The organism is Chitinophaga sp. ARDCPP14 (genome assembly GCF_051362515.1).
Lineage (GTDB): Bacteria > Bacteroidota > Bacteroidia > Chitinophagales > Chitinophagaceae > Chitinophaga.
In genome coordinates, this window is record NZ_JBKIXB010000002.1 from 795,740 (window position 1) to 821,911 (window position 26,172).

General features: G+C 46.5%; 18 protein-coding genes. 6 read left to right on the top strand and 12 right to left on the bottom strand.

Translation table 11 applies throughout. The features are described from left to right. Positions 1–6 precede the first annotated feature (6 nt). From ACLHR0_RS07965 to ACLHR0_RS07975, 3 genes are all read left to right on the top strand, one after another. Complete coding sequence (locus ACLHR0_RS07965) at positions 7–1,677, top strand: glycosyl hydrolase family 28-related protein (RefSeq protein ID WP_436485747.1); 1,671 nt, start codon at positions 7–9, stop codon at positions 1,675–1,677. Between the two features lie 274 nt (positions 1,678–1,951). Then, the gene (locus ACLHR0_RS07970; RefSeq protein WP_436485749.1) at positions 1,952–4,663 is read left to right on the top strand and encodes a sensor histidine kinase; all 2,712 of its coding nucleotides are present in this window, start codon (positions 1,952–1,954) and stop codon (positions 4,661–4,663) included. Then, on the top strand, positions 4,660–5,409 hold the full coding sequence (locus tag ACLHR0_RS07975; protein ID WP_429043344.1) for a LytR/AlgR family response regulator transcription factor: 750 nt from the start codon (positions 4,660–4,662) through the stop codon (positions 5,407–5,409). The genes ACLHR0_RS07970 and ACLHR0_RS07975 overlap by 4 nt, the downstream gene beginning before the upstream one ends. A gap of 61 nt (positions 5,410–5,470) precedes the next feature. Here ACLHR0_RS07975 and ACLHR0_RS07980 read toward each other — a convergent pair whose 3' ends face one another. The 3 genes from ACLHR0_RS07980 to ACLHR0_RS07990 all read right to left on the bottom strand — a co-directional run bounded on the left by ACLHR0_RS07980 (position 5,471) and on the right by ACLHR0_RS07990 (position 7,380). Next, complete coding sequence (locus tag ACLHR0_RS07980; RefSeq protein ID WP_436485751.1) at positions 5,471–6,142, bottom strand: DNA-3-methyladenine glycosylase family protein; 672 nt, start codon at positions 6,140–6,142, stop codon at positions 5,471–5,473. A gap of 51 nt (positions 6,143–6,193) precedes the next feature. Then, positions 6,194–6,691 (bottom strand): methylated-DNA--[protein]-cysteine S-methyltransferase, encoded by a 498-nt coding sequence (locus ACLHR0_RS07985; RefSeq protein WP_436485753.1) that lies wholly within the window; start codon positions 6,689–6,691, stop codon positions 6,194–6,196. A 77-nt stretch (positions 6,692–6,768) separates the two neighbouring features. Next, positions 6,769–7,380, bottom strand: coding sequence for a hypothetical protein (locus tag ACLHR0_RS07990; RefSeq protein WP_436485755.1), 612 nt, complete (start codon positions 7,378–7,380; stop codon positions 6,769–6,771). 127 nt (positions 7,381–7,507) lie between these two features. Here ACLHR0_RS07990 and ACLHR0_RS07995 point away from each other — a divergent pair, with 127 nt between their 5' ends. Genes ACLHR0_RS07995 through ACLHR0_RS08005 form a run of 3 tightly spaced genes read left to right on the top strand, consistent with a single transcriptional unit; the run spans position 7,508 to position 12,935 of the window. Next, positions 7,508–8,239 carry an ImuA family protein gene (locus tag ACLHR0_RS07995; protein WP_436485757.1) on the top strand — a complete coding sequence of 244 codons (732 nt, stop codon included), beginning with the start codon at positions 7,508–7,510 and terminating at the stop codon, positions 8,237–8,239. 1 nt (position 8,240) lies between these two features. After that, on the top strand, positions 8,241–9,743 hold the full coding sequence (locus ACLHR0_RS08000; protein WP_436485758.1) for a Y-family DNA polymerase: 1,503 nt from the start codon (positions 8,241–8,243) through the stop codon (positions 9,741–9,743). A 15-nt stretch (positions 9,744–9,758) separates the two neighbouring features. Further along, positions 9,759–12,935, top strand: coding sequence for an error-prone DNA polymerase (locus tag ACLHR0_RS08005; protein ID WP_436485760.1), 3,177 nt, complete (start codon positions 9,759–9,761; stop codon positions 12,933–12,935). Between the two features lie 4 nt (positions 12,936–12,939). Here the strand turns inward: ACLHR0_RS08005 and ACLHR0_RS08010 are convergent, their stop codons facing one another. The 9 genes from ACLHR0_RS08010 to ACLHR0_RS08050 form a co-directional block, all read right to left on the bottom strand. Then, positions 12,940–14,421: an FAD-binding protein gene (locus tag ACLHR0_RS08010; protein WP_436485761.1), complete on the bottom strand. Its 1,482-nt coding sequence runs from the start codon at positions 14,419–14,421 to the stop codon at positions 12,940–12,942. 81 nt (positions 14,422–14,502) lie between these two features. Further along, positions 14,503–14,769: a hypothetical protein gene (locus ACLHR0_RS08015; protein WP_436485763.1), complete on the bottom strand. Its 267-nt coding sequence runs from the start codon at positions 14,767–14,769 to the stop codon at positions 14,503–14,505. Next, positions 14,729–15,166 carry a hypothetical protein gene (locus ACLHR0_RS08020; protein WP_436485765.1) on the bottom strand — a complete coding sequence of 146 codons (438 nt, stop codon included), beginning with the start codon at positions 15,164–15,166 and terminating at the stop codon, positions 14,729–14,731. Before ACLHR0_RS08020 ends, ACLHR0_RS08015 begins: the two co-directional genes overlap by 41 nt. Positions 15,167–15,217: 51 nt before the next feature. Continuing rightward, positions 15,218–17,677: a TIM-barrel domain-containing protein gene (locus ACLHR0_RS08025; RefSeq protein WP_436485767.1), complete on the bottom strand. Its 2,460-nt coding sequence runs from the start codon at positions 17,675–17,677 to the stop codon at positions 15,218–15,220. A gap of 140 nt (positions 17,678–17,817) precedes the next feature. Next, positions 17,818–19,356, bottom strand: coding sequence for a RagB/SusD family nutrient uptake outer membrane protein (locus tag ACLHR0_RS08030; protein ID WP_436485769.1), 1,539 nt, complete (start codon positions 19,354–19,356; stop codon positions 17,818–17,820). Positions 19,357–19,379: 23 nt separating this feature from the next. Continuing rightward, positions 19,380–22,331, bottom strand: a complete 2,952-nt coding sequence (locus ACLHR0_RS08035) for a SusC/RagA family TonB-linked outer membrane protein (protein ID WP_429062186.1) — start codon at positions 22,329–22,331, stop codon at positions 19,380–19,382. A 390-nt stretch (positions 22,332–22,721) separates the two neighbouring features. Continuing rightward, positions 22,722–24,323, bottom strand: a complete 1,602-nt coding sequence (locus ACLHR0_RS08040; RefSeq protein ID WP_429043373.1) for a DUF6377 domain-containing protein — start codon at positions 24,321–24,323, stop codon at positions 22,722–22,724. 122 nt (positions 24,324–24,445) lie between these two features. Then, complete coding sequence (locus ACLHR0_RS08045; protein WP_370908994.1) at positions 24,446–24,889, bottom strand: copper resistance protein NlpE; 444 nt, start codon at positions 24,887–24,889, stop codon at positions 24,446–24,448. A gap of 44 nt (positions 24,890–24,933) precedes the next feature. After that, complete coding sequence (locus tag ACLHR0_RS08050) at positions 24,934–26,079, bottom strand: esterase-like activity of phytase family protein (protein ID WP_436485772.1); 1,146 nt, start codon at positions 26,077–26,079, stop codon at positions 24,934–24,936. Positions 26,080–26,172: the final 93 nt, after the last annotated feature.

Genomic DNA, 26,172 nt, shown 5'->3' on the forward strand with positions numbered 1-26,172 from the left:
TTATTTATGACAGTTACGTCCATTAATGCCCTTAAAAGCCTGAGTACTCCCCAGGCAAACACTATTTACCACGTTTTAGGCTATGCAACTGCCAACGATGGCGGTGGCGGAGAATTCTACTGGGACAGCAGCGACACCACTTCTCCTGAAAATGGAGGAACAATTTTTATTGCTTCAACAGGTCGTTGGAAAAGACTACATGACGGCGAATTAAATGTAAAATGGTTCGGTGCAAAAGGTGATAATTCTATTAATGATTCTCCGGCAATCAATAAATGTCTTGACTACGCCAAACAGATATTTACGAATGGAGGCAAACTGGTGTTCCCTAGGGGCCGTTATCGCATCTCCGAAACCCTGAATATGACCAATGCCACTTTTTGGCAGATTATCGGAGAAGGTGCCACAATTGCTCCTGATAGCGCCATTACCGCCATTAATATACAGGCTAGCCGATCTACCTACACTGGATTGAATATTAGTTTCGAGTCCCTACACTATGATCAGATCAACGAGAACTGCGTTGCTATCTGGCTCCACAAAGGTGGCAGCACCGTAAATGACCAGGTGAACAACACCACTTTTGAGTGTTTTACTATTATTGGCGCTCATACTGGTATCAAATCGACACCAAATACCGGCCTGATTTGGCAGTTGGATTTTAAATCTATTTACTTCGATATCTATGAAGGGGTTTCCTCCATACAGGCAATAGGATTTGATATTGCCAGTGGTTTTAACCAGGGAGGCAGCACCACCATAAGGATTTCAAAATGTTGCATTCAAAGCTTTATAGTAAACCGATTGAACAGTAATAACGAACCGGTTTTTCCAAAAGGTGTTGGATATAGAGGATATAGAATTTACTATTCTACAGATGTTTATATTGTTGATTCTTCCTATGATGGTTATCTGGGCGCAACCCTCCAGCTGAATCAAAATGGCCAGATCATGGATATTTTTTCGAAAAATATTCATATCGATGGATTTCACTGTGAGGCCCTAACAAATACGCTAAACGCCAATAATACACAAGCCCCGTTCCGGATCAACAGTACCGGATTTCTCGATATCAAGAATGTTGTAATATTGGATTCCTTTATGAATTGTGGAGGTCCAACGGCTGCCGGTGCCTGGTTCCTTTTCTTTGGTGGTGGCGTTTTTAACTTTGGAACCTACAACAACAACAACATCGGTTCTGTAGACAATACCCCCATTTACATTATTACACTCAGCAACTTGCTGGATGGTGATGATGTTACCAATAAAAGATCCCAGATCAATTTATCCAATTCAATACAGCCATCTCAGGTTCACCTGTTGAACAGGAACTATAACAGTATTCATTTTGATTCTCTGGAAGTAAATGGTTTGGTTACTGCTGTAACAGGTACTGCTCCGGTTACAATTTTAACCATGCCAACTACACGCGCTTCCTGTATGATTGCTGTAAGAGGATTCTCACAGATAGATGGCACTTCTTATTTTATCGACTACCTGGTAATATCCCGTTCAAGGACCAGTGGAATCGTGAAAATAAAATCACTACTCAATGATAACAATAGTTATACAAGTGTCGTGAATACTTACAGCGTTACATCTGATGGAAATATCCAGCTTGCTAGAAATATTTCCACTGGTTTTTGGGTAACGGCTAAAGTTGTAAACATGATCTAACCAGAATAGAATTACGTCAGGCGAAGGCAATTCAGCTTTCGCCTGACTATTCGCCATATACTACGGAAAGGAATCGGTCAATCACAATGATTGAAATTATGTATCACAATTACTCCCATCTCCCCAAATTACCACCCCCACCCCAAATGAACCCAAAAAATACCCGTTTCAGTCATATATTCACCGGATATTCAGTCAGCTTTACCGTTTGCTAAGTGGATGTAAACCCAGGCGTCTGATAAAGATAGCTTTGGTACAATAAAATTATTGTATCATGAAAAGAACAGTTTATCTATGGTTGCTGCTTTGCCTGCCCTACCTGCTGCCCGCACAGGACAAGCCCGGCTACTTTGCCCTGAAACCCGGCGACTGGTTTGATATGCAGATCACGAAGCATAAGGATAATAATTACTATCCGGTAATGGAGCCATTATTACAGTTTCAACGCCGGTATGTGCTGCGGTACCGGTTGCAGAACCAGTTGCCTAATGGCAACCAGCAATACAGCATCACTCATGAAAGAGTGGTAGCATATACTCCATATGATCAGAAGTTTGGCTGGATGGGGTACGATAGTTATTATCCGCCTTATAAACAGGGGTTAGACAAAAAGCCGCCTAAAGGGATGTTCCGGCTGGAAATTACAGCCAACGGCGAAATCGTATCATTGACCACCGACAAAGATCAACCACCGTTGCCGGTGTTGATGACGAGTTATAGTCCTCAGAAGCAGGTCGGCATATCCATCCGTTCAACTTTCTCACCTATGCCGCCGGAGGAGCTGCGCCCCGCGATAGAAGCGATGCTGAAATGGCGCAGCACCAATAACGGCATACCCAGCCTCATTCCCGCCAAAACCGAATATCAATACGCCCAGTTGCTTACCGGCGCGTCCTTTCCGGTTGCAGGCAATGCATTGATAAAAGGCACGTTGGCACACGCTCACAAAAAGCAAGTGGAAATTGAACTGGGAGACAGCACCCTCAGCTTTCCTGTTAATAGCCGGGGAGAATTTTATTGCCCGTTGCTGTTAACAAAACCGGAACGCCGGTATATTGCTATGGAAAATAACGGAGGGTATGTTTTCTTAGCGCCTGGCGATACGCTGATTATTGAAGCAGATGCTGATACTTCCCTGCGACCCAGAAAGCTGTCGGGCAGTGCCAAATGGGGTTCCATGCTGGCAGAGGATATGGATAGCATCTTTTACGGTGCCGAGGGCATGAATACCATGTACAGAAACAAAACATTGCAGGAAGTGCTGGCCGCACAGGAAAACGCAAATGCCAGATTCAAAGCAGTGCTGCAAAGCTATGAGGGGAAAGCATCTCCCGAAAGTATCGACTACTATAAAACCAACTGGCAATACCGTATTGCGGATGACTGGCTGGTTTTTCTGTATAATCATGGCTACCGGGTAGCCCCGGAAAAACGGCCATTTGAGGGCATACCGGAAATGATTACCACCGGTATTGATACCATGCCGGTGACAATGAATTCTTATCACGACAATCACTTCTCCTTCTATCATCAATACCTCGATTGGCTCCTGATTTATCAGCAGTCACGCATCGGACTCTCTGCTGGCGGCAGTTCAGAAGAATCTTCCTTTTACAGTAATTACTTTGTCCTGCTTTCTATGCTGAAGGGATACCCGTTGTACTATAAATTATCAAAAGGGATCAGCGAGAGCATGAAAGCAAATAGCTTTGCAAAAAATCAGCGGCTGAAACCTTATTTCGAAGACTTTATTCGTAACTGCGACGACAGCAGCATCATTAAACCCATTATAAAAGATTGGAAGTTCATGGAACACTGGGCGCCGGGTAATACAGCGCCATACCCAATCCTATCGCTAGCCAATGGCAAAACGTATGATTTGAAAACTCAGCATGGTAAAACGACCTGCCTTATATTTGACCATGCCAGCTACTTTCAGGATAGTGCGTTGGTTAAAATGGTTAAAAAGCATCCCGAAGTAACCTTTGTGTTCGCATGGATCAATGAGCCTGGCCTTAACCGCCAACATGATCCGGAACTCGCAACACTGCCCAACTTTAACAGTATTGAAATAAAAAACCAGGGAGATAAAAACTATGAAGTATATGGGATATCCGAAATGGGCAAGAAAAATGTTGTTGTACTGGATCAATGGGGAAAAATAATATCAGATCATATCTATTCCGACGACAACTTATGGGATGACCTGAATACGGCCATCGATGATGCCGCAAAAGCACCGCGCTTTTCGGTCCTGCAAAAAGCCGGCGTGATGAATATTATTGGATGGAGCCTTGGCTCCATCCTCTTTACTGTGCTGGTGGGCATCTGGATTTACCGGGTGCGCATTCAGCGGATCAAGCGGGCGGAGGCCATGAAAACCGCGATCCGGGAGCTGGAAATTAAAGCCATTCGCTCGCAGATGAATCCGCATTTTATTTTTAATGCGCTGAACTCCATTCAATCGTTGATCAACACCAGCCAACATAAAGCTGCCAATACCTATCTTGTAAAATTTTCGTTGTTATTAAGAAGTGTATTGCATAATGCGGAAAAGAATATGATCACGCTGGCAGATGAACTGGCTACCATACGCCTTTACTGCGAGCTTGAACAACTGCGTTTTGATTTCTCCTTTGAAATAGATATCCCTGAAGAACTGGCTACTGACCTGGTAGATATCCCCGGCATGATTTTACAACCGCTGGTGGAAAATGCGATCCTGCACGGTATTTCTTCCAAAGGAAAAGCAGGCTTACTCCGCATTACGGTGGGAAAACAAGGCGCGGCATTACTGATCGCAGTGTACGACAATGGCCCGGGATATCATCCGGAAGTTGGTAACGGCACGCATAAAAGTGTAGGATTAAAACTGGTACAGGAAAGGCTGCAGCTTTTTAGTATCGCCGGACAAACAGCCAGTTTGCATATCAGTAACGGAAACGGCACAACGGCATTACTCACTATTCCAATTGAAAGTGTATGAAGATAAAAAGTATTCTTGTAGATGATGAGGCAAAAAGCAGGGATAACCTGCGCGTACTCCTGGGCGAATACTGTCAGGCTATTGACATAGTCGGGGAAGCCGATTCTGCGGCGAGTGCGCTCAGGCTCATCAAGCAACTGGAACCAGACCTTCTTTTCCTCGACATTGAAATGCCCGGAGGCTCAGGGCTTCAGCTGCTGCAATCACTTCCTGCCAACAGGCGCTTTGAAGTTATTTTTGTTACAGCCTATGACCACTACGGTATTGCGGCAGTAAAAGCCTGCGCTATCGACTATGTGCTGAAACCTATAGATGTACTGGAACTTTCCGGCGCAGTGGAAAAAGCGATCGCACAGATTGTACCCCAGCAGGAAAACAGCCGTTTACGGGAACTGGTAGCCAATATGGGCAAGCCCATGGCAGAAAACCGTATTGCATTCCCACTGGCCGATAAAATTATTTTTGCCCTGCCGGAAGATATCGTACGCCTCGAAGCGGCAGGAAACTACACGCATGTATACATCTCCGGTCAAAAAAAACTGATTGTTTGTAAAACCCTGAAAGAATACAACGACCTGCTGGCTGATAAACATTTTATACGCACCCACCAGTCCCACCTGGTCAACAGCCACAAAATTACAGCCTGGATAAAAACAGAAGGTGGCGCCATTTCCATGGAAGATGGCAGCCAGGTGCCTGTTTCCCGTCAACGCAAAGAAGAAGTATTAAAGCTGCTGATGAAATAGCTACCATGTGTCCTGATCAAGTCCACCTTTAAGCCGTGCTTAAGCCCGGTATGATCCGTCCCTAAAGCGTCACGGCCTTCTTTATTTTCTCCGTTTCTGCGGAAGTGTCTTTTACCCGCAACGACAGGTAATAATGCCACAATATCATCGTGGCAACGGTCCGGTAAGGCTGCCATGCTGCCGATATTCCCAGTAGTTTCTCTGGAGGAGTGTCTTTAGGTAATTTCTTCACCTGCTTGAGTGCATTTACGGCGGCCAGGTCTCCAATGGGGAAAATATCCGCGCGTTGCAATACAAACATCAGGTAAACATCCGCCGTCCAGTTGCCGATTCCTTTCAGCGCTACCAGCGCTTTCCTTACCTCTTCATCCGGCAGCTTTTCCATGGCTTTAGCGTTGAATGCTTTGCTTTGAATGGCCTGGGCTAAAAACCGGGCATACGACATCTTCTGCCGGCTGAAATAACAGGCCTTTAATTCTTCGTCCGTGAGTTCCAGCAGTTTGGCGGGTGTAATTTTTGTGAGTTTCTCTCTTAATTTATTGAGCGCCGCTAAGGCGGAAGCCAGCGATACCTGCTGTTCCAGGATAATGTGTATCAGGCTTTCAAATGTATTGGGTCTTGTCCACATCGGCGGATAGCCATATGTTTTCACAATGAAGGCTAACTCCGGATCCTGGGTACATAGTTGATCACAGATGGAGTGAAAGTTTTCTGTTGAAAAGGTATGCAACACTTATTTCTGGTTTGTGGAAAGATAGTATAAACTCCCCACGTCAGCAAGTGCCTAAAACAACGTAGGACTAACACTGTTTTCTAGTTGAAGTAAGCGGTTTTTGTTGGCTATACCACCTGCAAATCCGACTAATTTTCCGGAAGCGCCTATCACCCGGTGACAGGGAGCAATAATAGAAATGGGATTTTTATTGGCTGCACCGCCAACAGCACGTACTGCTTTCGGATCACCAATTTGTTTGGCGATCTCGCCATAGGTCCTCGTTTCACCGAAAGGAATTGTCAGCAGTGCTTTCCATATCTTCTTTTGAAATTCCGTTCCCACAAAGTCCAGTTCTACAGTAAAAGAAGTTCGCTTTTTGGCAAAGTATTCATTGAGTTGTTCTTCTGCCTGGCAAAGAATAGGATGATGTATATCGTTTGCACCGGCGCTTATGGGTACGCGGTCTGCAAGTTCATTTTCCCACAGCACTGCGGCCAAACCTTTGTCACTCGCTATCAGCGTAAGCTGCCCTACGGGAGAAGTCATTTTTTTATGATAGTATGTCATCTTTTTATTTTTTTATGATGATACAAATTTACCATCCACACCCATCTGAAAGAACCCGTTTCTTGCCCTTAATCCTATTAAATGGCCATTTGAGGAACATAGCCTGCCCTGAAGGCATTCACCACAGAGGCCGGCGTTAAAACAGGTAGTTTCCCACTCCCCGGCAAAGGGATGCCTTTTGCATAACCACCGGGCGACCATAAATACAGCAACCCCTTATTAAGAAGATAAGGCTCCTCCCCGATGCGCACAAATGTGCCGTCGGGCAGGTTTTCCGGATGTTCCCCGAATGTAATCTTTAGGTTATGCTCATCTATCCTTTCTGCATGAAGGGTGCTATCTATCTCTTTAATAAGTGTTTTTTCATTAAACCCTTTATCCGGATTACCTTTCAACCAAAGGGATTTAAATTGATGCGCTTCTGCTTTGCGGCATTCAAAACAAGGCCGGTGGCCGGCAGCAAAGGAAGTTGCTTCATCCATAAAAAAGAGTTCCGTATACCGGTTAGGAGCCATTACGGGTCTTCTCCTGTTTTTAAATGCCAACATACAAGTAATCCAGGTCTTGATCTTATAAGGCCTGACAATTTCTTTGTTGTCGTTGTGTAAAACGCCCCGGTTACCCATAAATAGTCCCCTGGCCTCTGTCCTGATAATATTACCGGATGGATCAACTCTGTTCTGCAACATGCCGATGCACTTTAAATTATGCTGACCACAAGTTACATATATCCGGAAAGAATATTGATGAAATACTAATTTATTTAGTATTATTGCTAAATAAATTAGTCATGAGTATTTAAACCAGCTGTCAACTATGCCCGCAGATAAAGCAGCTATTATTGCCGGCTTGCAAAGGGATATTCTCCATTTGCAGGGCTTTAAACAAGCCAGTAATACGAGTGTGGATATGGGACTTGGGCGGGTTACAGCTGCTTTTCCGAATGCAACATTTCCAACCGGAGCAATACATGAGTTTATGAGTGCGGCAGCAGAACATACTGCCGCGGCCACCGGGTTTATCGGTGGTTTATTAAATGCGTTAATGCAGGGCGGCGGCGCCTGTATATGGATCAGCACCTGCCGCACGCTTTTTCCTCCTGCCCTGAAAACCTTTGGTATCGAGCCTGAACGGATCATCTTTGTAGACCTGAAACGGGAGAAGGATGTACTCTGGGCAATGGAAGAAGCATTGAAGTGTGAAGGACTCGCCGCAGTTATCGGGGAAGTAAGAGATATCAGTTTTACCGCCTCCCGCCGCCTGCAACTCGCAGTAGAACAAAGCAGGGTAACAGGGTTTATTATTCGCCGGGAATCCACTGCTGTTAATACCACTGCCTGTGTTTCCCGCTGGCGCATCACACCATTAGCCAGCGAACCGGAAGATGGGTTGCCTGGTGTTGGCTATCCCCGCTGGAATGTTGAACTGCTGAAGATCCGGAATGGTAAGCCTGGCACCTGGCAAATAGAATGGTCTGCCGGCAGGTTCAGGTTGATGGATGAGCAATTGTCTTCCGCACCACCGGAACTGATCCGCAAAATCGGGTAGTATGGCCAGGCGTTTTGTTTCCATATGGTTTCCTCATCTGATGACCGATTGGTTAATCCGTTGCCGCCCGGCGTTGCAACAGGAAGCGTTTGTGCTGGCTACTCCCGATCATGGCCGGATGATTGTAACAGCAGCCAGCAGAGCCGCGCAGTTGCAGGGCATCACAAAGGGAATGGCCGTGGCGGATGCACGCGCGCTCATCGGCACACTGGAGGTAATTGATGACAAGCCCGGGCAATCGAACCGCATATTAAACGCACTAGGGGAATGGGCTATCCGCTTTACACCTGTAACCGCAACAGATCCCCCCGATGGCCTGCTGCTGGAAGTTACCGGCTGTGCACACCTTTGGGGCAGCGAAGAATTATATCTGAAAGATATAGTGACCAAACTTACGCATATTGGATACCAGGTGCGTGCAGGCATGGCCGATACGATTGGCGCAGCATGGGCCATGCCACGGTTTAGTCAAACACTGGCTGTGATTCCTGCCGGTGAGCAGTCTGCTGCATTAATGGACATGCCTCCGGCTGCATTACGACTGGAACCCGCTATCTGCGAAAGGTTAATGAAATTAGGCCTGCGCGAGGCAGGAAGCTTTATAGGAATGCCCAGAACAGTGCTCCGCCGGCGCTTTGGCCAGGAGCTGCTACTCCGGCTTGATCAGTTCACCGGACAGGAAGATGAAGTAATTCAGCCCCTGCAGCCGGTTGAACCCTACCAGGAACGGCTGCCATGCCTGGAGCCTATTGTAACAGGTACCGGTATTGAAATTGCGCTCAGGCGATTGCTGGAAGCCCTTTGCCACCGCCTTTCCCAGGAAGAAAAAGGTCTCCGGAACGCTGTGCTGAAATGCTATAAGGTAGACGGGGCCATTGAACAATTGGAGATCGGCACCGGGCATCCATCACACAATATCAACCACCTGTTCAAATTGTTTGAGGCGAAAATACCAACGATCAAACCAGACCTGGGGATTGAATTATTTGTACTGGAAGCGCCTAAAGTGGAAGAGGTGCGGCCCTTGCAGGAAACATTCTGGAATGCTGCAGGGGGACTGGAAGATGTGAGTATCGCGGAGCTGGTCGACCGGCTGGAAGGTAAGGCTGGCAAGGGAACTGTTCACCGCTATCTGCCTGCTGAACATCATTGGCCGGAGTGGTCCGTTAAACCCGTTACCAGTCTTATTGAAAAAACAGCTACTTCATGGAAAACAGACAGGCCCCGTCCCATTCAACTGCTTTCCAAACCTGAACCGATAGAAGTAGCGGCGCCCATACCCGATTATCCACCGATGCATTTCCGTTATAAAGGAAAAGTACATAAAGTAAAGAAAGCGGATGGCCCTGAACGGATTGAAAGTGAATGGTGGCTGCAACAAGGACAGCACCGGGATTATTATGTAGTGGAAGATGATGCTGGCAGCCGCTACTGGTTGTTCAGGCTGGGGCATTATACCGGTGATAAACCCCATGCCTGGTTTATTCATGGTTTTTTTGCGTGAGAAAAAAGAGGAGATATGAGCTACACAGAATTACAGGTCACTAGCAACTTTAGCTTTTTAAGAGGCGCGTCACACCCGGGAGAACTGGTAGAACAGGCTGCAGCACTGGGTTATAAAGAAATAGCGATTACAGACCGAAATAGTCTTGCTGGTATTGTTCGCGGACATGCAGCTGCAAAAACCAGCGGTATACGCATCATACCCGCCTGCCGGATCGATCTGCTGGACGGACCTTCCTTACTTGCTTATCCCACTGATACACAGGCATACGGACGCCTTTCTGCATTGCTCACCAAAGGCAATCTGAGAGCAGAAAAAGGACAATGTCACTTATACAAAACAGATGTATTTGAACATGCCGCCGGTATGAAATTTATTGCATTATCACCCGCATCCCTGAATTCAAGGTTTGAATTTGATGACGCCTTCAGCGTAGCTATGAAAGAGTACCGGGAGGCACTGGGAACAAACCTCTATCTTGCTGCCACCCGCTCTTATCAGGGAGATGATTTTAAAAAGCTACACCGTCTTTCACAGTTATCTTCTCAATATAATATTCCTTTAGTAGCTACCGGCGATGTACATTATCATATCCCCGAACGTCGGCAGCTGCAGGATATTGTAACCTGTATCAGGGAGAAATGTACCATTTATACCGCGGGTTATCGTTTGCATGAAAACGCAGAAAGATACTTAAAGCCACAACAGGAAATGTTACGCCTCTTCCGGCAATATCCTGATGCGATCCTGCGTACAAAAGAGATTGCAGAAAGCTGTTGTTTTTCTCTTGATACACTTAAATATGTATACCCGGAAGAAATTACCAGCAATGGCCGCACACCACTGGAAGAACTTACACATTTAGCATGGGAAGGCGCCAGGGAGTACTTCGGAGATGATATCCCTGAAAAAATTACTACTGCGATTCACTATGAACTCTCTTTTATAAAAGAGATGAATTACGCATCTTATTTCCTCACCGTATATGACATCGTCCGTTTTGCGAGGCAGCAGGGAATTCTTTGCCAGGGCCGCGGTTCAGCAGCAAATTCCACGGTTTGTTATTGCCTGGGCATTACTGCTGTAGATCCTACAAAAATTGACCTGCTGTTTGAAAGGTTTATTTCCTCCGCCCGTAACGAGCCCCCTGATATTGATGTGGATTTCGAACATGAACGCAGGGAAGAAGTGATTCAATACATTTATGAAAAGTATGGTCGCCACCGCGCCGCCATTGTAGCCACTGTTACCCAACAAAGGCAAAAGGGCGCTATCCGCGATGTAGGAAAAGCAATGGGCTTGTCTGTTGATACTATCAATCGTCTTTCTGCTTCCGTATGGGATTTTACCGCCGAATGGCTGGAAGGGGAAGGCCTTGCAGAACAGGGATTTGATCCCAGTGATGCGCATCTGCGGAAGATGCTGGAACTCACGCAGGAGTTCATCGGTTTTCCTCGTCAGCTGGGGCAGCATACCGGCGGCTTTGTTATCACACAAGGCGCCCTCTCCGATCTGTGTCCTATTCTGAATGCACGCATGGAAAACAGAACCTGTATTGAATGGAATAAAGATGATATCGATGTTCTTGGCTTTCTTAAGATAGATGTGCTCGCCCTCGGCATGCTTACCTGTATCCGCAAAGCCTTCGACCTGGCAAAAACGCATCACAATCGTCCTCTTACCCTGGCAAGCGTACCGCAGGATGATCCTGATGTGTATGAAATGATCGGCCATGCCGATACTATTGGTGTATTCCAGATCGAAAGCCGTGCGCAACAATCCATGCTACCACGGCTAAAGCCCACCTGCTTTTATGACCTGGTTATTGAAGTAGCGATTGTAAGACCTGGACCCATCCAGGGCGATATGGTGCATCCTTATCTGCGCCGTCGCAATGGAGAGGAAAAGCCGGATTACCCCTCTCCTGAACTGAAAGAAATTTTAAAAAAAACGTTAGGCGTTCCCCTGTTCCAGGAACAGGCGATGAAAATTGCTATAGTAGCTGCTGGCTTTACTCCATCGGAAGCAGATGAACTCCGGAGAAGCATGGCCACTTTCAAGGCAGCCGGACAGGTAAGCCGGTTCCGGGAAAAACTGGTGAAAGGAATGGTTGCAAAAGGATACGAAGCTGAATTTGCCCTGCGTGTTTTTAAGCAGCTGGAAGGGTTTGGAAGTTATGGGTTTCCCGAAAGTCATGCCGCCAGCTTCGCCTTGCTGGTGTACGTTTCCAGCTGGCTCAAATGTCATTACCCGGATGTTTTTGCCTGCGCTTTATTAAACAGTTTGCCCATGGGCTTTTATCAGCCGGCACAAATTGTTATTGATGCCCGTAAACATGGTGTGGAAGTAAGACCGGCAGATGTAAATCTTTCTCTCTGGGATAATATACTGGAAGAAAAAACAGGTAAATTATGCGCACTGCGCCTCGGCTTTCGCCAGATAAAAGGCATTGGCCAGGAAGATGTACAGTCATTGATTGACCGCCGGGATACAGGCTATACCACCATCCATGCACTGCGGGATGTAGGTGTTACACTGATCACGCTGGAGAAACTGGCAGATGCAGATGCCTTCAGGTCGATGGGACTTGACCGCCGTCAGGCGCTCTGGGAGGTCTCCGCACTTCACGACCGACCTGTTGGTATTTTCACAGGCCAGCCATCTGAAAGCGCTGCAGAAACCCAGGTACAGCTCCCTGAAATGACAGTATCAGAACATGTAGTACACGATTACAGCGCCACCACCTTATCTTTAAAAGCACATCCTGTAAGCTTTGTCCGGGAAAAATTACAGCTGCTGCATATCGTGTCTTCAAAAGAACTGGATGGCGTCAAGAATGGCGCAGCAGTGAAGGTAGCGGGTCTTGTACTGGTACGCCAACGACCGGGCACCGCTAAGGGTGTTTGCTTTATCACTATCGAAGATGAAACGGGTTGCAGTAACCTGGTGGTCTTTCAACAACTGTTTGATAAGTATCGTAAAGAAATCCTGCAGGCTAGGTTGCTGATGGTGGAAGGTACCCTGCAACGCGAAGGCGAGGTGGTTCACATTATTGTATCCTGTTGTTACGATTTGTCTAAATTCTTGCGTCAGCTACTTCCTTCAAAAACAACAACTCCGCTAATGCAACCACCATCAAAAACGGATGAAATATCCGCGACGTTATTTTCTGAAGCCAGGAATTTTAAATAGATGCTTATACCCCTTCCACACCCAGCCTGTGCCGGAATATTCCGCACGGGTCCCACTTTCCTTTTACACGCTGCAGCCGCTCATAATTATCCTGGTAGTAAAACATATGCCACGGCACACCTGATTTATTAAATTGTTCATCCGCCATATCAGCATCGGGATGGGCAATCAAACATCCGCCTGTTTGCTCCCCGGGTACAGGTGCTCCGCCTGTTGCTGCAAACAGCTCCTGATAAATATTACGGGTCCATGCAACAGACTTCGCTTCATCTGCCGCATCTAACCAGCCGGATGTACAGGCAGTGGCTAAAATCGAGTCCCGCTGTGGGAATGCGGTAGCATCCGCTGCTACAGCATTCATCTTGCCACCAAGAAAAGCGACGCCAACAGAACCTCCCGGCACATCATTATGCTCCGTCAGATGCCGGTATATGGTTCCGATTTGTGCGGCTGTATAGGGTGCACGTAACAAGGCATCTTTTACTTTGAAAGCAACCCGCATGTCTATGAAAATATCCGGAAAAGGCTGTAACGCAAATTCCACCCAACGCATCGGTTTTCGTATAGCTCTTCCTGTTATACCCATGCCTGCGGAAACTGCGGCTGCAAATTCTTCTGCTATTTCTTCCGGACAATCGGATAACACGGCCTTCAACATAATTTTACCAGTCACCTTATTGGAAAGGTAAAGCGTGGCAAACAGCCTGCCGGCTTCCGTGTCTGTACTGCTGTGCATCTTACCCCACTCTCCGAAATTGTCCAGCAATTGTTTAAATACCCGCTCATCTATCTGATCCCAGTCCCATTCCATCTCCATTGTTTCCAGTACTTCCGGCGACTTGGGTAGTAACAGGGAAGGATCACGCGCTGTTACACCGGGTGCCCGGAACCAATAACGGGTAACAATCCCGAAATTGCCGGTACCACCTCCTGTATGCGCCCACCAGAGTTCACGGTTACTATCTGTTTCTTCCCTTGTAGCAATCACCTTTTCCACCTGCCGCGCATTATTTACCCAAAGCACTTCTACTGCATACAGGTAATCGGCTCCCAGCCCATGATGACGATGCAGAAAACCAAAAGCCCCTCCGGATATATGCCCTCCTATCCCGATGGCCGGATGCTGTCCGGCCGGGAGTAAAACACCCCACTCGCGGTCCAGTGTTTCAAACACCTCTCCCAATGTTGCACCTGCCATCACCTCAATCGCATTCATTCCTTCATCATAGCGGATCCCCTTTATGTTGGAAATATCAATCACTATTTCTACAGCAGGATCACCCACAAAATTTTCAAGACAGTGGCCGCCGCCGCGTACCACTACCCGTTTGCTATTGTCCACTGCATATTGCAGCGCGTCTTTCAGTTCATCGACAGTAGTTACAGGAATGATCCCGGAAGGATGCCCCTTCCATCTCAGGTTCGCACCACGATCGTTCCACTGATCATATGCTGCATCTGCCGGAGTGATAATACTAAAATTCATATTGACGGCTTTAAGGTGAAAGTGAAGGTAAGGGTGCAGGACATCCCAAATATAATAGTAAAAAGCGGTAGCAAACAAGCGCTATTTTTTATTTACCGGCATCATTTTATATACCTGCACCAAGGCGGAACTATCGGTGCTGAGCGTATCTATTTTGCTGCCATTCCAGGTTAAATGATAGTAATCATAGGATTCTACGGCAACGGTATCTTCAGGAACCCCATACTGACTGGAGCTAAAATTTTCCAGGATCGCCTGCCAGCCATTGTCCGGAGAATGATACAGCCAGGACTTTTTTATCAGCACATCACCGGGCGTCGCCAAATTCTTCTGCCAGCTCAGTTTCAAAGGTGATGGTTTTGGTTTTCTTATGGTAAGCAAACAGTTTAACGGAAGAAGATTCGTATTCAGAAGGAGACCTGGTAACCAGGCCAATTGTATTGGCATCCAGGTTGAATTTATAGCAGGCGTAAAAAAGATAATCTTCATTATACCTGCGATCGCTCAGCAACGGCTGTAGCTGGCTATCGATGGCAGTACCTTTAAAATGCCAGGTGTCAGGATCACCAAAAGCGCCGGGTAAAATTTCCAGGGTGTCCTGTTCAAATGCTTTGTAAAGATGGATTAAAGAGTCTATATCAGAAGGGATGGTATCATCTGCGATCGTAACCGTTGTATTATGTTGGCGGGCGCTATATATACAGGCTGAAAAGAACAGCAACAGCAGAAAAGGCAAGTATTTCATGCCCAAATATAAAGAAGACCCCCCGGAAAATCCAGGAGGCCGTTCTTATTATTACAAATCCACGTTAATTAACTGATTACCATTATCAAAGGTTGCCTGCTGTACAGTGCAACGCTCTGCGGGAATCGAGGATCCTTGCGGATCAAAGCGTGATATAGGTGAAAGGAAAGAATAACCAGTTGACACTAACGATAGCGGACTACCATTAACGGTTATACTTTTTTGGTCCCCAAATCCGTGGAGTAATAATTTAATGTGGTGAAATTTCGATGCATAATTGCCACTTACTTTTTCCAGGATAATTTTTTTATCCGCGGGATGATAAGCGATAGTCCGTTGATAATACACTCCTTTCTCGTTATCAAAAGTTTCTCCGTCATCTTCATAATAAACAAAGGTATTTTGTTTATCACCTTTGTAGATGTGCAGGAAAAGCGTATCTGACGGCTTTTCGGAAGTATTTTGTATCAACGATTGCATCGGGATGATACTGCTTTCTTTTACATATACCGGCAGGGATTTTATATTCAGCGGCGTAATAACTTCCTGCTTCCCGGCGGTGATGGTGTCGTTATAAAGGTTATACCATTTTCCCTCCGGGAAATAGATGGAGCCGAATTCTTTTGTGCTTTCAAAGGGCGCTACCATAAAGGCATTCCCGTACCCATACTGGTTCTGGAAACGGGTGTCGTAAACATTGGCGTCAAAGGTATTGGTGAGCGCCAGCGTACGCATAACGGGCATGCCGGTACGAGTTGCTTCAAACATGGAACTGTAGAGGTAGGGAAGCAAGCGGTAACGCAGGTTTACATAATTGCGGGAAATTTCCAGCACCTCTTCGCCATATGCCCATGGTTCGGACGACTTGGTATTTACCCCTGTGTGGTTACGGTAGTAAGGAATGAAGGCGCCGATCTGCATCCAGCGGGCATACAGACTCACGGTAGCATTGCCGGTAAAACCGCCTATGTCCATACCTGAGAAAGGCATGCCGCTAACACCCAAACTGTTCATCAGGCGAACTCCCAGCAACATATGATCTTCTTCCGCGCGGTTGTCGCCGGTCCAGATAGCACTGTAGCGCTGCGAGCCTGCGTAAGCGGCCCTGGTTAACAGGAACGGGCGTTTCTTTAATTCCTCCCTGGAGCCTTCATAGCTGGCGCGTACCATTTCAAGACCATATACATTGTGCGCCTGCTGGTGGGTTACCGGATGCCCCTCGTAATCAAAGATCACGTTGTTAGGCATCTTTTGGCCCCAGGTGGCAATTTCATTCATGTCGTTCCATATACCACGCACACCGTCACGCATATACGATTTTATCTGGCCTTTCCACCAGTCGCGGCCCTTTCCACTGGTAAAGTCCGGGAAGTGGCACCAGCCGGGCCATACCTGCCCGGTATAATTTTGTCCGTCGCTATATTTGATAAAGATGTTTTCTTTTTTTCCGCTCTCGTAAGCAGCATAACCTTCTTCTACTTTTATGCCTGGATCTACAATTACGGTGAGTTTAAATCCCATATCATTCAGCTGTTTGCTGAGTTGTTGGGGATTGGGGAAACGGTTTTTGTTCCAGGTAAACAGTTTGTAGGCGTCCATGTAATGGATGTCGAGGGTAATACCATCTGCCGGGATTTTTTTCTCCCGCAGGGTTTGCGCAATCCGTAATACTTCGGTGTCGGGGTAGTAACTGTAGCGGTTCTGCTGGTATCCGAGGCTCCACAGCGGCGGCATGGGCATGCGGCCGGTAAGATTGGTATAAGACGTAATGATATCCGCCATTTGTGGGTGATAGATGAAATAGTAATTCATCTCTCCTCCCCTTGCGCCAAAAGAAGAAAAGCGGTTGTTGCTGGCGCCGAAGTTAAAATCGCTCTGGAAGGTATTGTCAAAGAAAATACCGTAATTGATATGATGATGTATCCCCACGTAAAAAGGGATGGTGGCGTATATGGGATCCTGGTTGGCAGCATAGCCAAACTTATCAGAGTTCCAGTTCGTATAGCCTTCTCCTTTACGGTCGAGGTTACCGGTTTTTTCGCCAAGACCAATAAACCGTTCCCCTTCCTGCATTTTCTTGTAGGTAGTTACTTCATCGCCGATCCAGGAAGTAGTCAATCCTTCTTCATCCTCATTAATCACTTCTCCCGAAGGGGTAAGAAAGCGGATGGCAAAAGGATTTTTAGAAATACGCAGTTGAAGGGAATCCGTGGTTACATTGATTTCATTGTTGTTTTGTGTAGTCTGCAACCGGGTGCTGGTTGGTTTGGCAATTACCGCATAAGAAAAATCTGCCGCAAGCGGATGCTGATCCATTCTTACACGGATCACAGAAGCACTGTACACGGTGATTTCCGCGAACGCGTTTTCCGCACTGATTTTTATCTGTTGCCCTGAGATGCTGACCGTATTTATTTTACCGATCTTTTTTACCTGGTTTTGTGCCTGGGCCGACAGGCAGGAAAGCAGTAAAATCCATCCTGAGCGCCTTAGCAGAGCTTTTGTATACATAAGAATAATTGAATTGCTACGCAAAAAACTCCCCTGTCGCATTAGCTATGTAATGCGTAGCAGGTATAAAATATATTTGGGAGAAGGATTTGCTGCGGTGGCAGGGCCGGATAGCCCTGCCCGCAACAAAAGAATAATTATCAGTAACCCGGGTTTTGTACCAGGTTTGGATTTACAGCAAGATCACTGGTTGGAATCGGGAACAGCAGGTATTTTGGATCGCTTACAGTTTTCAGCTGCCATGCGTCCAGGTATTTACCAAAGCGGATCAGATCCATTCTTCTCCAGCCTTCCCAATATAATTCACGGCCTCTTTCAGCAAGCATCTTGGTGAGATCAATGCTGGTGAATAGCGTAGCGCCGCGTTTCGAACGCAGGTCATTTACAATCAGGAGTGCTGCCGCGGTATTGCCGGTTCTGATCAGCGCTTCAGCTTTCATCAGCACCGCATCTGCATAACGGAAAAATACGAAGTCGTTGGTGGCATTGCTACCGCTGGACCCCATGTCAGGAGGATATTTCACCACCCTGATACCAGACATTTCCACTTGTGTGCCGGTGGCTCTCAATTCCACTTCGCGGGTGAAGATAAGCGGGCGGTTGCTTCTATCCAGGATCTTCTTACCGGTCTGATCATATTGCTGGCCCAAAAGGAAACCTACTTTCAAACCGGAAACATTTGTAACGCCTGCATAGTCGCCGCCTCTGCGGGTATCCGTTGCTTCGAATGAATCGTAGAAATCAGATAAAGTGGTAAACCCATTCCATCCGCTGGGGTTCTGGCTGTAGTGCAGGGTACACATCCAACGGCAGTAAACGTTATTGCCGCTACGGTTATTACTAACCCCGGGGCCATTCAGTTGGGTAAAGATATTTTCGGTGGATTTTGCATCGTTATCCCTTGCAAAGGTGTCGAAATATTTCGCCTGGAGGGTATAACCGCTGCCTGTTATCTGATCGGCCAGGGCAATCACCTTTTGCATATCTGCCGCATCGAAGGTGGGTGCTTTTCTGTTCAGGAAAGCGCCCTTATTCAGATATATCTTCATCAGCAGGAAACGGGCCGCATCCTGGCTGGCTACATAAGCATCCTTGGCTGTAACCCTGTCTGGCAGGTTGGGCAGAATAGCATTCAATTCAGAGACAATGAAGTCCAATCCTTCGGCAGCCTTGAAAACTTTTGGTGGCTTCAGCAGGTTTTCGCCCGGCTCGCGATAGGGTACCTGACCGTACAGGTCAATCACCGCAAACATTGAGAAGGCACGCAGAAAACGTGCTTCTGCTTCCTGTCTTGGTGAAGGATGGAAATTCAATACATTGGTAGCGCTGAACTGTTCCAGCAACAGGGCGCTGAAGGTATTCTGAATATGTGAGTGATCCGGTGTCCACTGGTGTTGGTGAAGAGCGCGCCATACACCGTTATCATCCCAGTCGCCGCCACGTGTGGGTCCGAGCGCTTCATCGGTACTGATTTCAGACATGCCCCATGTCTGCGAAAAATCCTGGTAGGCATTCTGCAGGTTATCGTAAGCAGATCCCAGCAGCTGGGATGCTTTGATCAGTGAATCTGCCTGCTGCTGATTCAGGTTGCTCCCCAGGTCTTCATTTAAGCTACAAGCCGTGAAACCAATGGCACTGGCTATTACTATGGCTGTTTTAATTATATGTTGAGTCGTCATTGTGGTCTTTTTTTAGAAGTAGATTATAAGGTAAACTGTACACCAAGCATAAAGGTTCTTGCAGTTGGGTATGGAGAGTATTCTATACCAAATGAACTTACACCATTTATGTTTTTATCGGTATTTACTTCCGGATCAAATCCAGTATACTTTGTAATTACAAACAGGTTCTGACCAGTCAGGGATACGGCAGCAGCTTTGAAAACCTTACCCACAGGACCTAGGTTATAGGAGATGGTCAGGTTATCCAGTTTCAGGAAGTTACCGTTTTCCAGGTAGCGGGAAGAAGCGGCGGGAGAGTTCGTTTGTGCTTCGCCGTTACCAACCAGTGCTTTGGCGATGTTCCTGGAGCCAAGGTTACCGATGGGTAATACCGTGTTGGCAGTGTTGTTATACACCTGGAAACCAAAGGCGCCGTGAGAGCTGGCAGAAAGGCTCCATTTTTTATAGGCTACTTCTGTGTTGATACCCAGTAATACTTTCGGATTCGGGTTTGTCATGTAATAAAGGGTGTTGCCGTTATCGGAATAAATGCTCACCCCTTTATCGTCGAAGCCTTCAAATCTGCGGAGATAGAATGTATTTAACGGGTAGCCGTTCGCCAGGCGCTGTGAGGTTACACCGGATACGCCTTGTCCGTCGATGGAACCGGTATTAACCGTAGGACCGGAATAACCAGACATTTCATTTTTCAGCCAGGTACCGTTTACACCCAGGTTCCACAGCCAGTTTTTAGACTGGATGATATTTCCTTTAAGAGACAGTTCCACACCCGTATTCATTACTTTACCTGGTAAGTTGATCCAGTAACTGGAGGCAGGCGCCGGTTGAATAGCCGGGAAGCTGAACAACAGGTTGGTGGTGTTTTTGAGGAAGTAATCCACAGTACCGCTTATCCGGCCTTTGAGGAATCCGAAATCAACACCAACGTTCAGTTGTTTGGATTCTTCCCATTTCAGGTCTGGATTTGGTACGTTGATGAGACTGGCTTTGCCGCCGGTGGTTAAACCGTACTGAGCTTGTGCCGCACCGGCAGGAAATTCCTGGTTACCAGTGATGCCATAACCGGCTCTTAATCCCAGGTTGCTGAAGAAGGTGTTATCCTTCATGAAGCCTTCGTTGGAAATATTCCATTTGGCTGCAAAGGAAGGGAAGTAACCATAACGGTTGTTGGAGCCAAACTTGCTGGAACCATCTGCCCTCATTGTAGCAGTGAGGAGATATTTATCTTTTGCATTTATAGTTACCCTGCCAAAGAAAGACTGCAGCTCTGAGCTAGGATTACGGAAAGAGTTGATGTTGGTATTCACCTGTTCAGGTGTCTGGAGGATATCCGTGTAATCTACCGCGTTAGTAGGAAAGCCTCTTGCGCCGATACCTACACCGGAGTAAGCAAATTTCTGATATTCATAGCCCACCATTGCGCCGAGATTCCAGCCACCGGAAAACTCTTTGGTGTAGTTCAGGGTATTATTGAATAACTGGGTAGTCAGCTCTGCGGTATTATAAGCGGCAATACCTTCTCCCAGTACCTGGTCGATGTTAATGGAAGAATCCAGGGAAGCCCTTCTTTGACCAACCTGGTGGTTTACGCTGTACATCATGCGGTATTCCCAGTTGTCGTTGAATTTGAAGTACGGGGAAATACTTGCCAGGATATAACTGATGTTGGCTTTATCGTTATAACCCTGCGACATGTTCATTGGGTTGATCGCCTGGTTTTTAGCGAGGATGTTCAGTGATCCGTCGGGTTTAGTCAATGGAACTGTTGGGTTCCATTGTAATGCCTGACCGATCAGACTTCCGGTGAAACCGGCGTTATTGGAAATAGGCGCCAATTGTTCACTGGTTTGTGCCGCCATGATGCCGTAGTCAATTCCCAATTGTTTGCTTTCCAGGAATTTGTTCTGGCCACTGAGGGAAGCGGTGTATTTCTTCATGCCTGTTTTCTTCACAATACCCTGTTGGTCCTGTAAGCCAAAGGATGCCCTGTAGCGGCTGGTTTCACTTCCACCGCTCATTGCTACCTGTACATTTTGGGTAACGCCTGTTCTGAGGATAGAGCCAAGTCCGTCGGAGCTACCGCCGCCGTCGCCGGTAAGATTGTATTCTTTTAAGGCAGCACGGTATTCATCTGCATTGAGTACATCAAGCTTTCTCATGATGTTGCTCATCCCTACAGAGTAGTTTACGTCTACTACCGTAGGACCGGTTACTCCTTTTTTTGTATTGATAATGATTACGCCGTTTGAACCACGGGAACCATATATCGCGGTGGCAGAAGCATCTTTCAATACTTCCATGGTCGCAATATCATTACTGTTGATAAAGTTGAGCGGGTTGGCGTCCGGTGTTTGTCCCAATCCTGTGAGGTTCAGGGAAGGGCGGGCCACACGGCCATCCAGGGGTACTCCATCCACCACATAAAGCGGCTGGTTACCAGTACGGACAGAAGATACGCCCCTGATCCTTACCGTGGCGGAGGCGCCGGGAGCACCGTTATTATTCAGTATCATCAATCCGGATACTTTACCCTGGATCAGCTGATCGGGAGCGGAGGTGATACCCTTATTAAAATCAGCGGCTTTCACCTGGGCTATAGCGCCGGTAATATCCTTTTTACGGGAGGTACCATAGCCTACTACCACCACATCAGTGAGGGTTGTATTTTCCTGTGCCAGCTGTACGTTTATAGTTGTTTTACCAGCAATGCTCACTTCCTGGGTGGCATATCCTATAAAAGTGATGATCAGCGCGGAGGCTTCAGGTGGTGCAGTTACTTTAAAAACCCCATCGGCATCGGCGGATGTTCCGCTTTTGGTACCTTTTATCTGAACAGTAGCGCCTGGGATAGCAACGCCGTTCCTGTCAGTGACCTTACCGGTAATGGTCTTGTTCTGTGCACCTACTATACCTTGTATTGCTAAAAGCAATGAGCACAAAAAAAGATTCTTGATGGATCTTGTTTTAAACATAAAGTGGATTTTTTGAGCAGTTATGTAATACTGCTTCCGTGGATTAAATGTTTTTCATTAAATTTTAATAATGGAAATAAGGCGTTGTTTGCCGGGGATGCCCGCAATTTGTCAACGTGGATAATGTTTGTTTTTTTTAAATCGACCTTAGCCGTTCTGTCTTCTTTAGTGGTTTTTAGTTCTCCTGTTAGAATTTAGAGTTTTGGTATTATCATTCTACTGATTCAAAGTAAAAAATCAATCAGCAGGGTAACAAGTTTTACAGTTAAAATATAGAAAATAAAGCCGAATAAACCAAAATTATCTCACAAATAATTTTGATAATCAGACGGTTATGATTATATATAAATAATTAATATATTAATGGCATGAGACGGTTTTTCCCGCTTTTTACAGGGCTTTAATGCTCATAATATGGGTTTCGAACTCTTCGCTTGGAATAAGCGCGCGCTTTTTGATCCTGGTTTTATAGGCATAAATAGTGTTCACAGAATACTCCAGGATACGGGCAATTTTTTCGTTGTCGTTGATACCGATACGGATCAGCGCGAAAATCCGGATGTCTGTATTCAGCAGTTCGTTTTCTTTCAGGATCACCTGATTCTCCTTGTCAAAAAGCGCGTTGAACTCAGCCACAAAATGTGGGAATATTTTAAGGAATACCCGGTCGAAGCTGGTAAATAGTTCTTCTCTCTCCTGGCGGATATTGATATTATTTACAAGGAACCTTAGCTCTGAAGGCTTATTATCCGTTAATTTTTGCTCAAGATTCTGTTTTAGCTTTTCTATTTTACCGATGTAGGAAGCATTGATGTTAAAACAATACCCCACGTACTCCTCTTTAATTTTATTGGCTTCGAGCAACTGGTTGTTGATTTCCTGTTGTTTAAGATTGGCTGCGGTAATAATGCGCTGCGCGGTTTTTAATTTTTGTACCTGCCGGAACACCGTAATGGCCAGTATCACCAACGCAACCAGCAACAGGGTCACAATAGCGGCATAGATCAGCAGTGACTTGGTTCTTTCTTCTGCTGTAATGATCCGTTCATGCTCAATTATTGGTAAAATACTACTTACCATTACCTTTCTTTGCCTTGCACCGTAAAACACCGCTTCCGAAATAGCCCGCTCAATACAATGAGATGCATTCTTTACATCACCTCTTTCAAAAAGCAGGGTTGCCAGGCTGTAGGCGGCCATCGTTTCTTTGGTAGAAGTCTGCAGATCCGCAATGGCCGACCTGGCCATCAGGCTGATGGCGGTATCCTTATTACCGGCTGCATCATAAATAGAGCCCAGGGTGCAGGCCAATATAGCCAGTTGCCGCCCTGAAATACCAGGCTGGTTCAGATCCGGGAAAATGGCCAGCGCTGCCGGAATGTTACCCAGCTTGAATAGCTGCAATCCTTTATTGTATCGGTACTCAACAGAGTTGGGACGCATCAGGTGGAGGGCAGAATCCACAAATGTACTGGCCACTTTAATATAGGCGGGGGTATAATACTTATCCTGGTTATAGTCTGCCAGGTCGAAATACAACCGGCTCTTCATCAAGAAAAACTCCACTCGGATACTATCCGGAGCGCCGGTAGGGTCAATGGTATTAATAAAAGCAGCAGTTTCTGTAAACATGCCCGATGACAATAAAACATATCCCAGCTTAATCCGGGCATCGGTTAACAATACCGGATCATGCAACTGGCCGGCCAATACCTGCAGCTGCTGGGCATATGTAAATGCGGAATCGAAATTAAATACCTTGTAAGCATTATATAATTGCCGGCAAATAAGGTACTGGCGGGCAGGATCATTGCCTGCCACCTGCCGGGTAAGTTTTATGCTGTCAATTCCACGGAGTTTAATGGAATCATAAGCAGCCGATTTCGCCATCACCTTGTTGAGCTCCTTCAGAAGACTGTCTACCGGTGCTTTGGCATAGGTATGTATAGAGAAGAATAAACATAAAATCAGATAGCCCCGAATTCGATTCATAATAAGTTAGAATGATAAAAGGTCACAGGTCACCGCTAAATTTAAGCGACTTTTTTGATATAATGCGGGGAGCCGGTTTATTTTAAACCGGCTCCCCATCTTCCTTCTATCTTCCTTTAATATTAAAGTACCTTTTTCAGGGTATAATTAAGGCTGGTTTGTATAGTTTTCTGGTCGGCACCCAGTAACAACAGCTCATTTTCATTCACCTGCTGGTAATAGCGCTGGAGGTTTCTGTCTTTATTGGGATTGAGGTGAATCACGGTAGCTCCCGGGTCAACAGCGGTGCCATGCACAATGGTATAAATGCCTTCACTGGCAAAGGTCTGGTTCTTCCCCTTGTAGGTCTCTCTTAATGTGAAATGATCATCCGGTTGCCTTTGGAGGGTCAGCTCCGTAACAATGCCCTCACAATCAGCACAGGGCAACATTCCTGAATAAGTAACGCCGGAGGCAGTGTCTGAAGGAGAGTTTACTGCTATACTATCCGGCTGGCCGGTTTTGGCGCCGGAATGCTGACAGGCAGCCAGGACTACCAGCAGCAACAATAGTGGCAAGTGTTTCATATCGGGGGTTTTCTGATTATAAACAACCGGTGGTCATTATTGTTTTACGGGATAACTTCGAACAGGAAAAACTGGTTTTCTTCTTTATCAGAAAAATTATTATCTGCTACGAACACCAGGCTCCGATGCCCGTTAGGCAAAACAGGACCATAAGTAACGCCTTCAATGTTATCTATATATTTCCCAAGGCGCACAAAATCCAGCAGTAACGTTTTGGCCGCTGGCTTAAAACGGGTATCCGCCTGCAGGGAATTAATACCGCTGATATCAGTAGCATTGCTAAGATCGGTGATAAACACTTTAATGGTACAATCCTTTACGCCACTGGAAAATGACCTTTCAATGGTTAATATTTTATTATTGTCCAACACCATGATATCTGAAATGCCATTCACTTTGAACGCATTTTCAGGAATGGCGGGAAACGCCACCGGCTCTAGTTTATACGCATATTGCGCCACCGGTTGCCGGGTGTTGTTGTCAAATTTAAGGATACGGGTATAGGCGCCCTGCCCTACTTCGGCTCTCGGACCATCTTCATAACGGGGTTCTTCCAGGCTCACATACAGGTATTTATAACCGGGGGTAAATCCCAGTCCTTCAAATACACCATTGCGGCGTGGCCCGTTCTCTGTGGCCTGCATCCTGAATTGCGATGGCAGCGCGAATGAATCCAGGTATTGCCCGTTCATGCGGATCTCATAAATACCCGGATTGGTAAGAATGGTATCTTTTTCGTTTACAATGCGTTCGCCTTCGCTGCTCCACACCAGCCGTTGCTTTTTACTATTATACCGCATCGCTTCCGGGTCGGGCGTAAGCGAGGGATTGGTTTTGGTATCGGGATAAGGCTGTCCGTTGGGTTGCAACAAAGGAGTAACACCTGTGAACTTTATACTGTCGAATGATTTATCGGAAAAGTAAAGCCGGGCGGTATAAAAACGCGCCGGGTTCAGTGCGGAGCGGTCATCACAAATAAGATAATATTGCCCGGTAGAAGGGGCGTAATCAATACCGGATAAACCACCGGTTACTGTACCATTGAAAGGAAGATTATAGGGAACAATATATTCACCGATAAATTTTAGCTGGCCGATGGTATTGGCAGCGGTAGCCGCTTTACGGGTGGTGTTGCAGCTGAAGATGCCCGCCAGTACAGGGAGGATCAGAAAAAGCAGGTATTTTTTCATGACGGCAAGTTAGGAAATCTCCTGCATTCAGATCGCCGCGCTGCATGAAGGATTTGTTATGCGCACGGAAAGGCCGGCCCGAAAGAGCCAGCC

Excerpts from the sequence above, each read along its gene's own strand:
- ACLHR0_RS07965 (WP_436485747.1), top strand. The coding sequence starts at position 7 with ATGACAGTTACGTCCATTAATGCCCTTAAAAGCCTGAGTACTCCCCAG.
- ACLHR0_RS07970 (WP_436485749.1), top strand. The coding sequence starts at position 1,952 with ATGAAAAGAACAGTTTATCTATGGTTGCTGCTTTGCCTGCCCTACCTG.
- ACLHR0_RS07975 (WP_429043344.1), top strand. The coding sequence starts at position 4,660 with ATGAAGATAAAAAGTATTCTTGTAGATGATGAGGCAAAAAGCAGGGAT.
- ACLHR0_RS07985 (WP_436485753.1), bottom strand. The coding sequence starts at position 6,691 with ATGACATACTATCATAAAAAAATGACTTCTCCCGTAGGGCAGCTTACG.
- ACLHR0_RS07990 (WP_436485755.1), bottom strand. The coding sequence starts at position 7,380 with ATGTTGCAGAACAGAGTTGATCCATCCGGTAATATTATCAGGACAGAG.
- ACLHR0_RS07995 (WP_436485757.1), top strand. The coding sequence starts at position 7,508 with ATGCCCGCAGATAAAGCAGCTATTATTGCCGGCTTGCAAAGGGATATT.
- ACLHR0_RS08000 (WP_436485758.1), top strand. The coding sequence starts at position 8,241 with ATGGCCAGGCGTTTTGTTTCCATATGGTTTCCTCATCTGATGACCGAT.
- ACLHR0_RS08005 (WP_436485760.1), top strand. The coding sequence starts at position 9,759 with ATGAGCTACACAGAATTACAGGTCACTAGCAACTTTAGCTTTTTAAGA.
- ACLHR0_RS08010 (WP_436485761.1), bottom strand. The coding sequence starts at position 14,421 with ATGAATTTTAGTATTATCACTCCGGCAGATGCAGCATATGATCAGTGG.
- ACLHR0_RS08020 (WP_436485765.1), bottom strand. The coding sequence starts at position 15,166 with ATGAAATACTTGCCTTTTCTGCTGTTGCTGTTCTTTTCAGCCTGTATA.
- ACLHR0_RS08025 (WP_436485767.1), bottom strand. The coding sequence starts at position 17,677 with ATGTATACAAAAGCTCTGCTAAGGCGCTCAGGATGGATTTTACTGCTT.
- ACLHR0_RS08030 (WP_436485769.1), bottom strand. The coding sequence starts at position 19,356 with ATGACGACTCAACATATAATTAAAACAGCCATAGTAATAGCCAGTGCC.
- ACLHR0_RS08035 (WP_429062186.1), bottom strand. The coding sequence starts at position 22,331 with ATGTTTAAAACAAGATCCATCAAGAATCTTTTTTTGTGCTCATTGCTT.
- ACLHR0_RS08040 (WP_429043373.1), bottom strand. The coding sequence starts at position 24,323 with ATGAATCGAATTCGGGGCTATCTGATTTTATGTTTATTCTTCTCTATA.
- ACLHR0_RS08045 (WP_370908994.1), bottom strand. The coding sequence starts at position 24,889 with ATGAAACACTTGCCACTATTGTTGCTGCTGGTAGTCCTGGCTGCCTGT.
- ACLHR0_RS08050 (WP_436485772.1), bottom strand. The coding sequence starts at position 26,079 with ATGAAAAAATACCTGCTTTTTCTGATCCTCCCTGTACTGGCGGGCATC.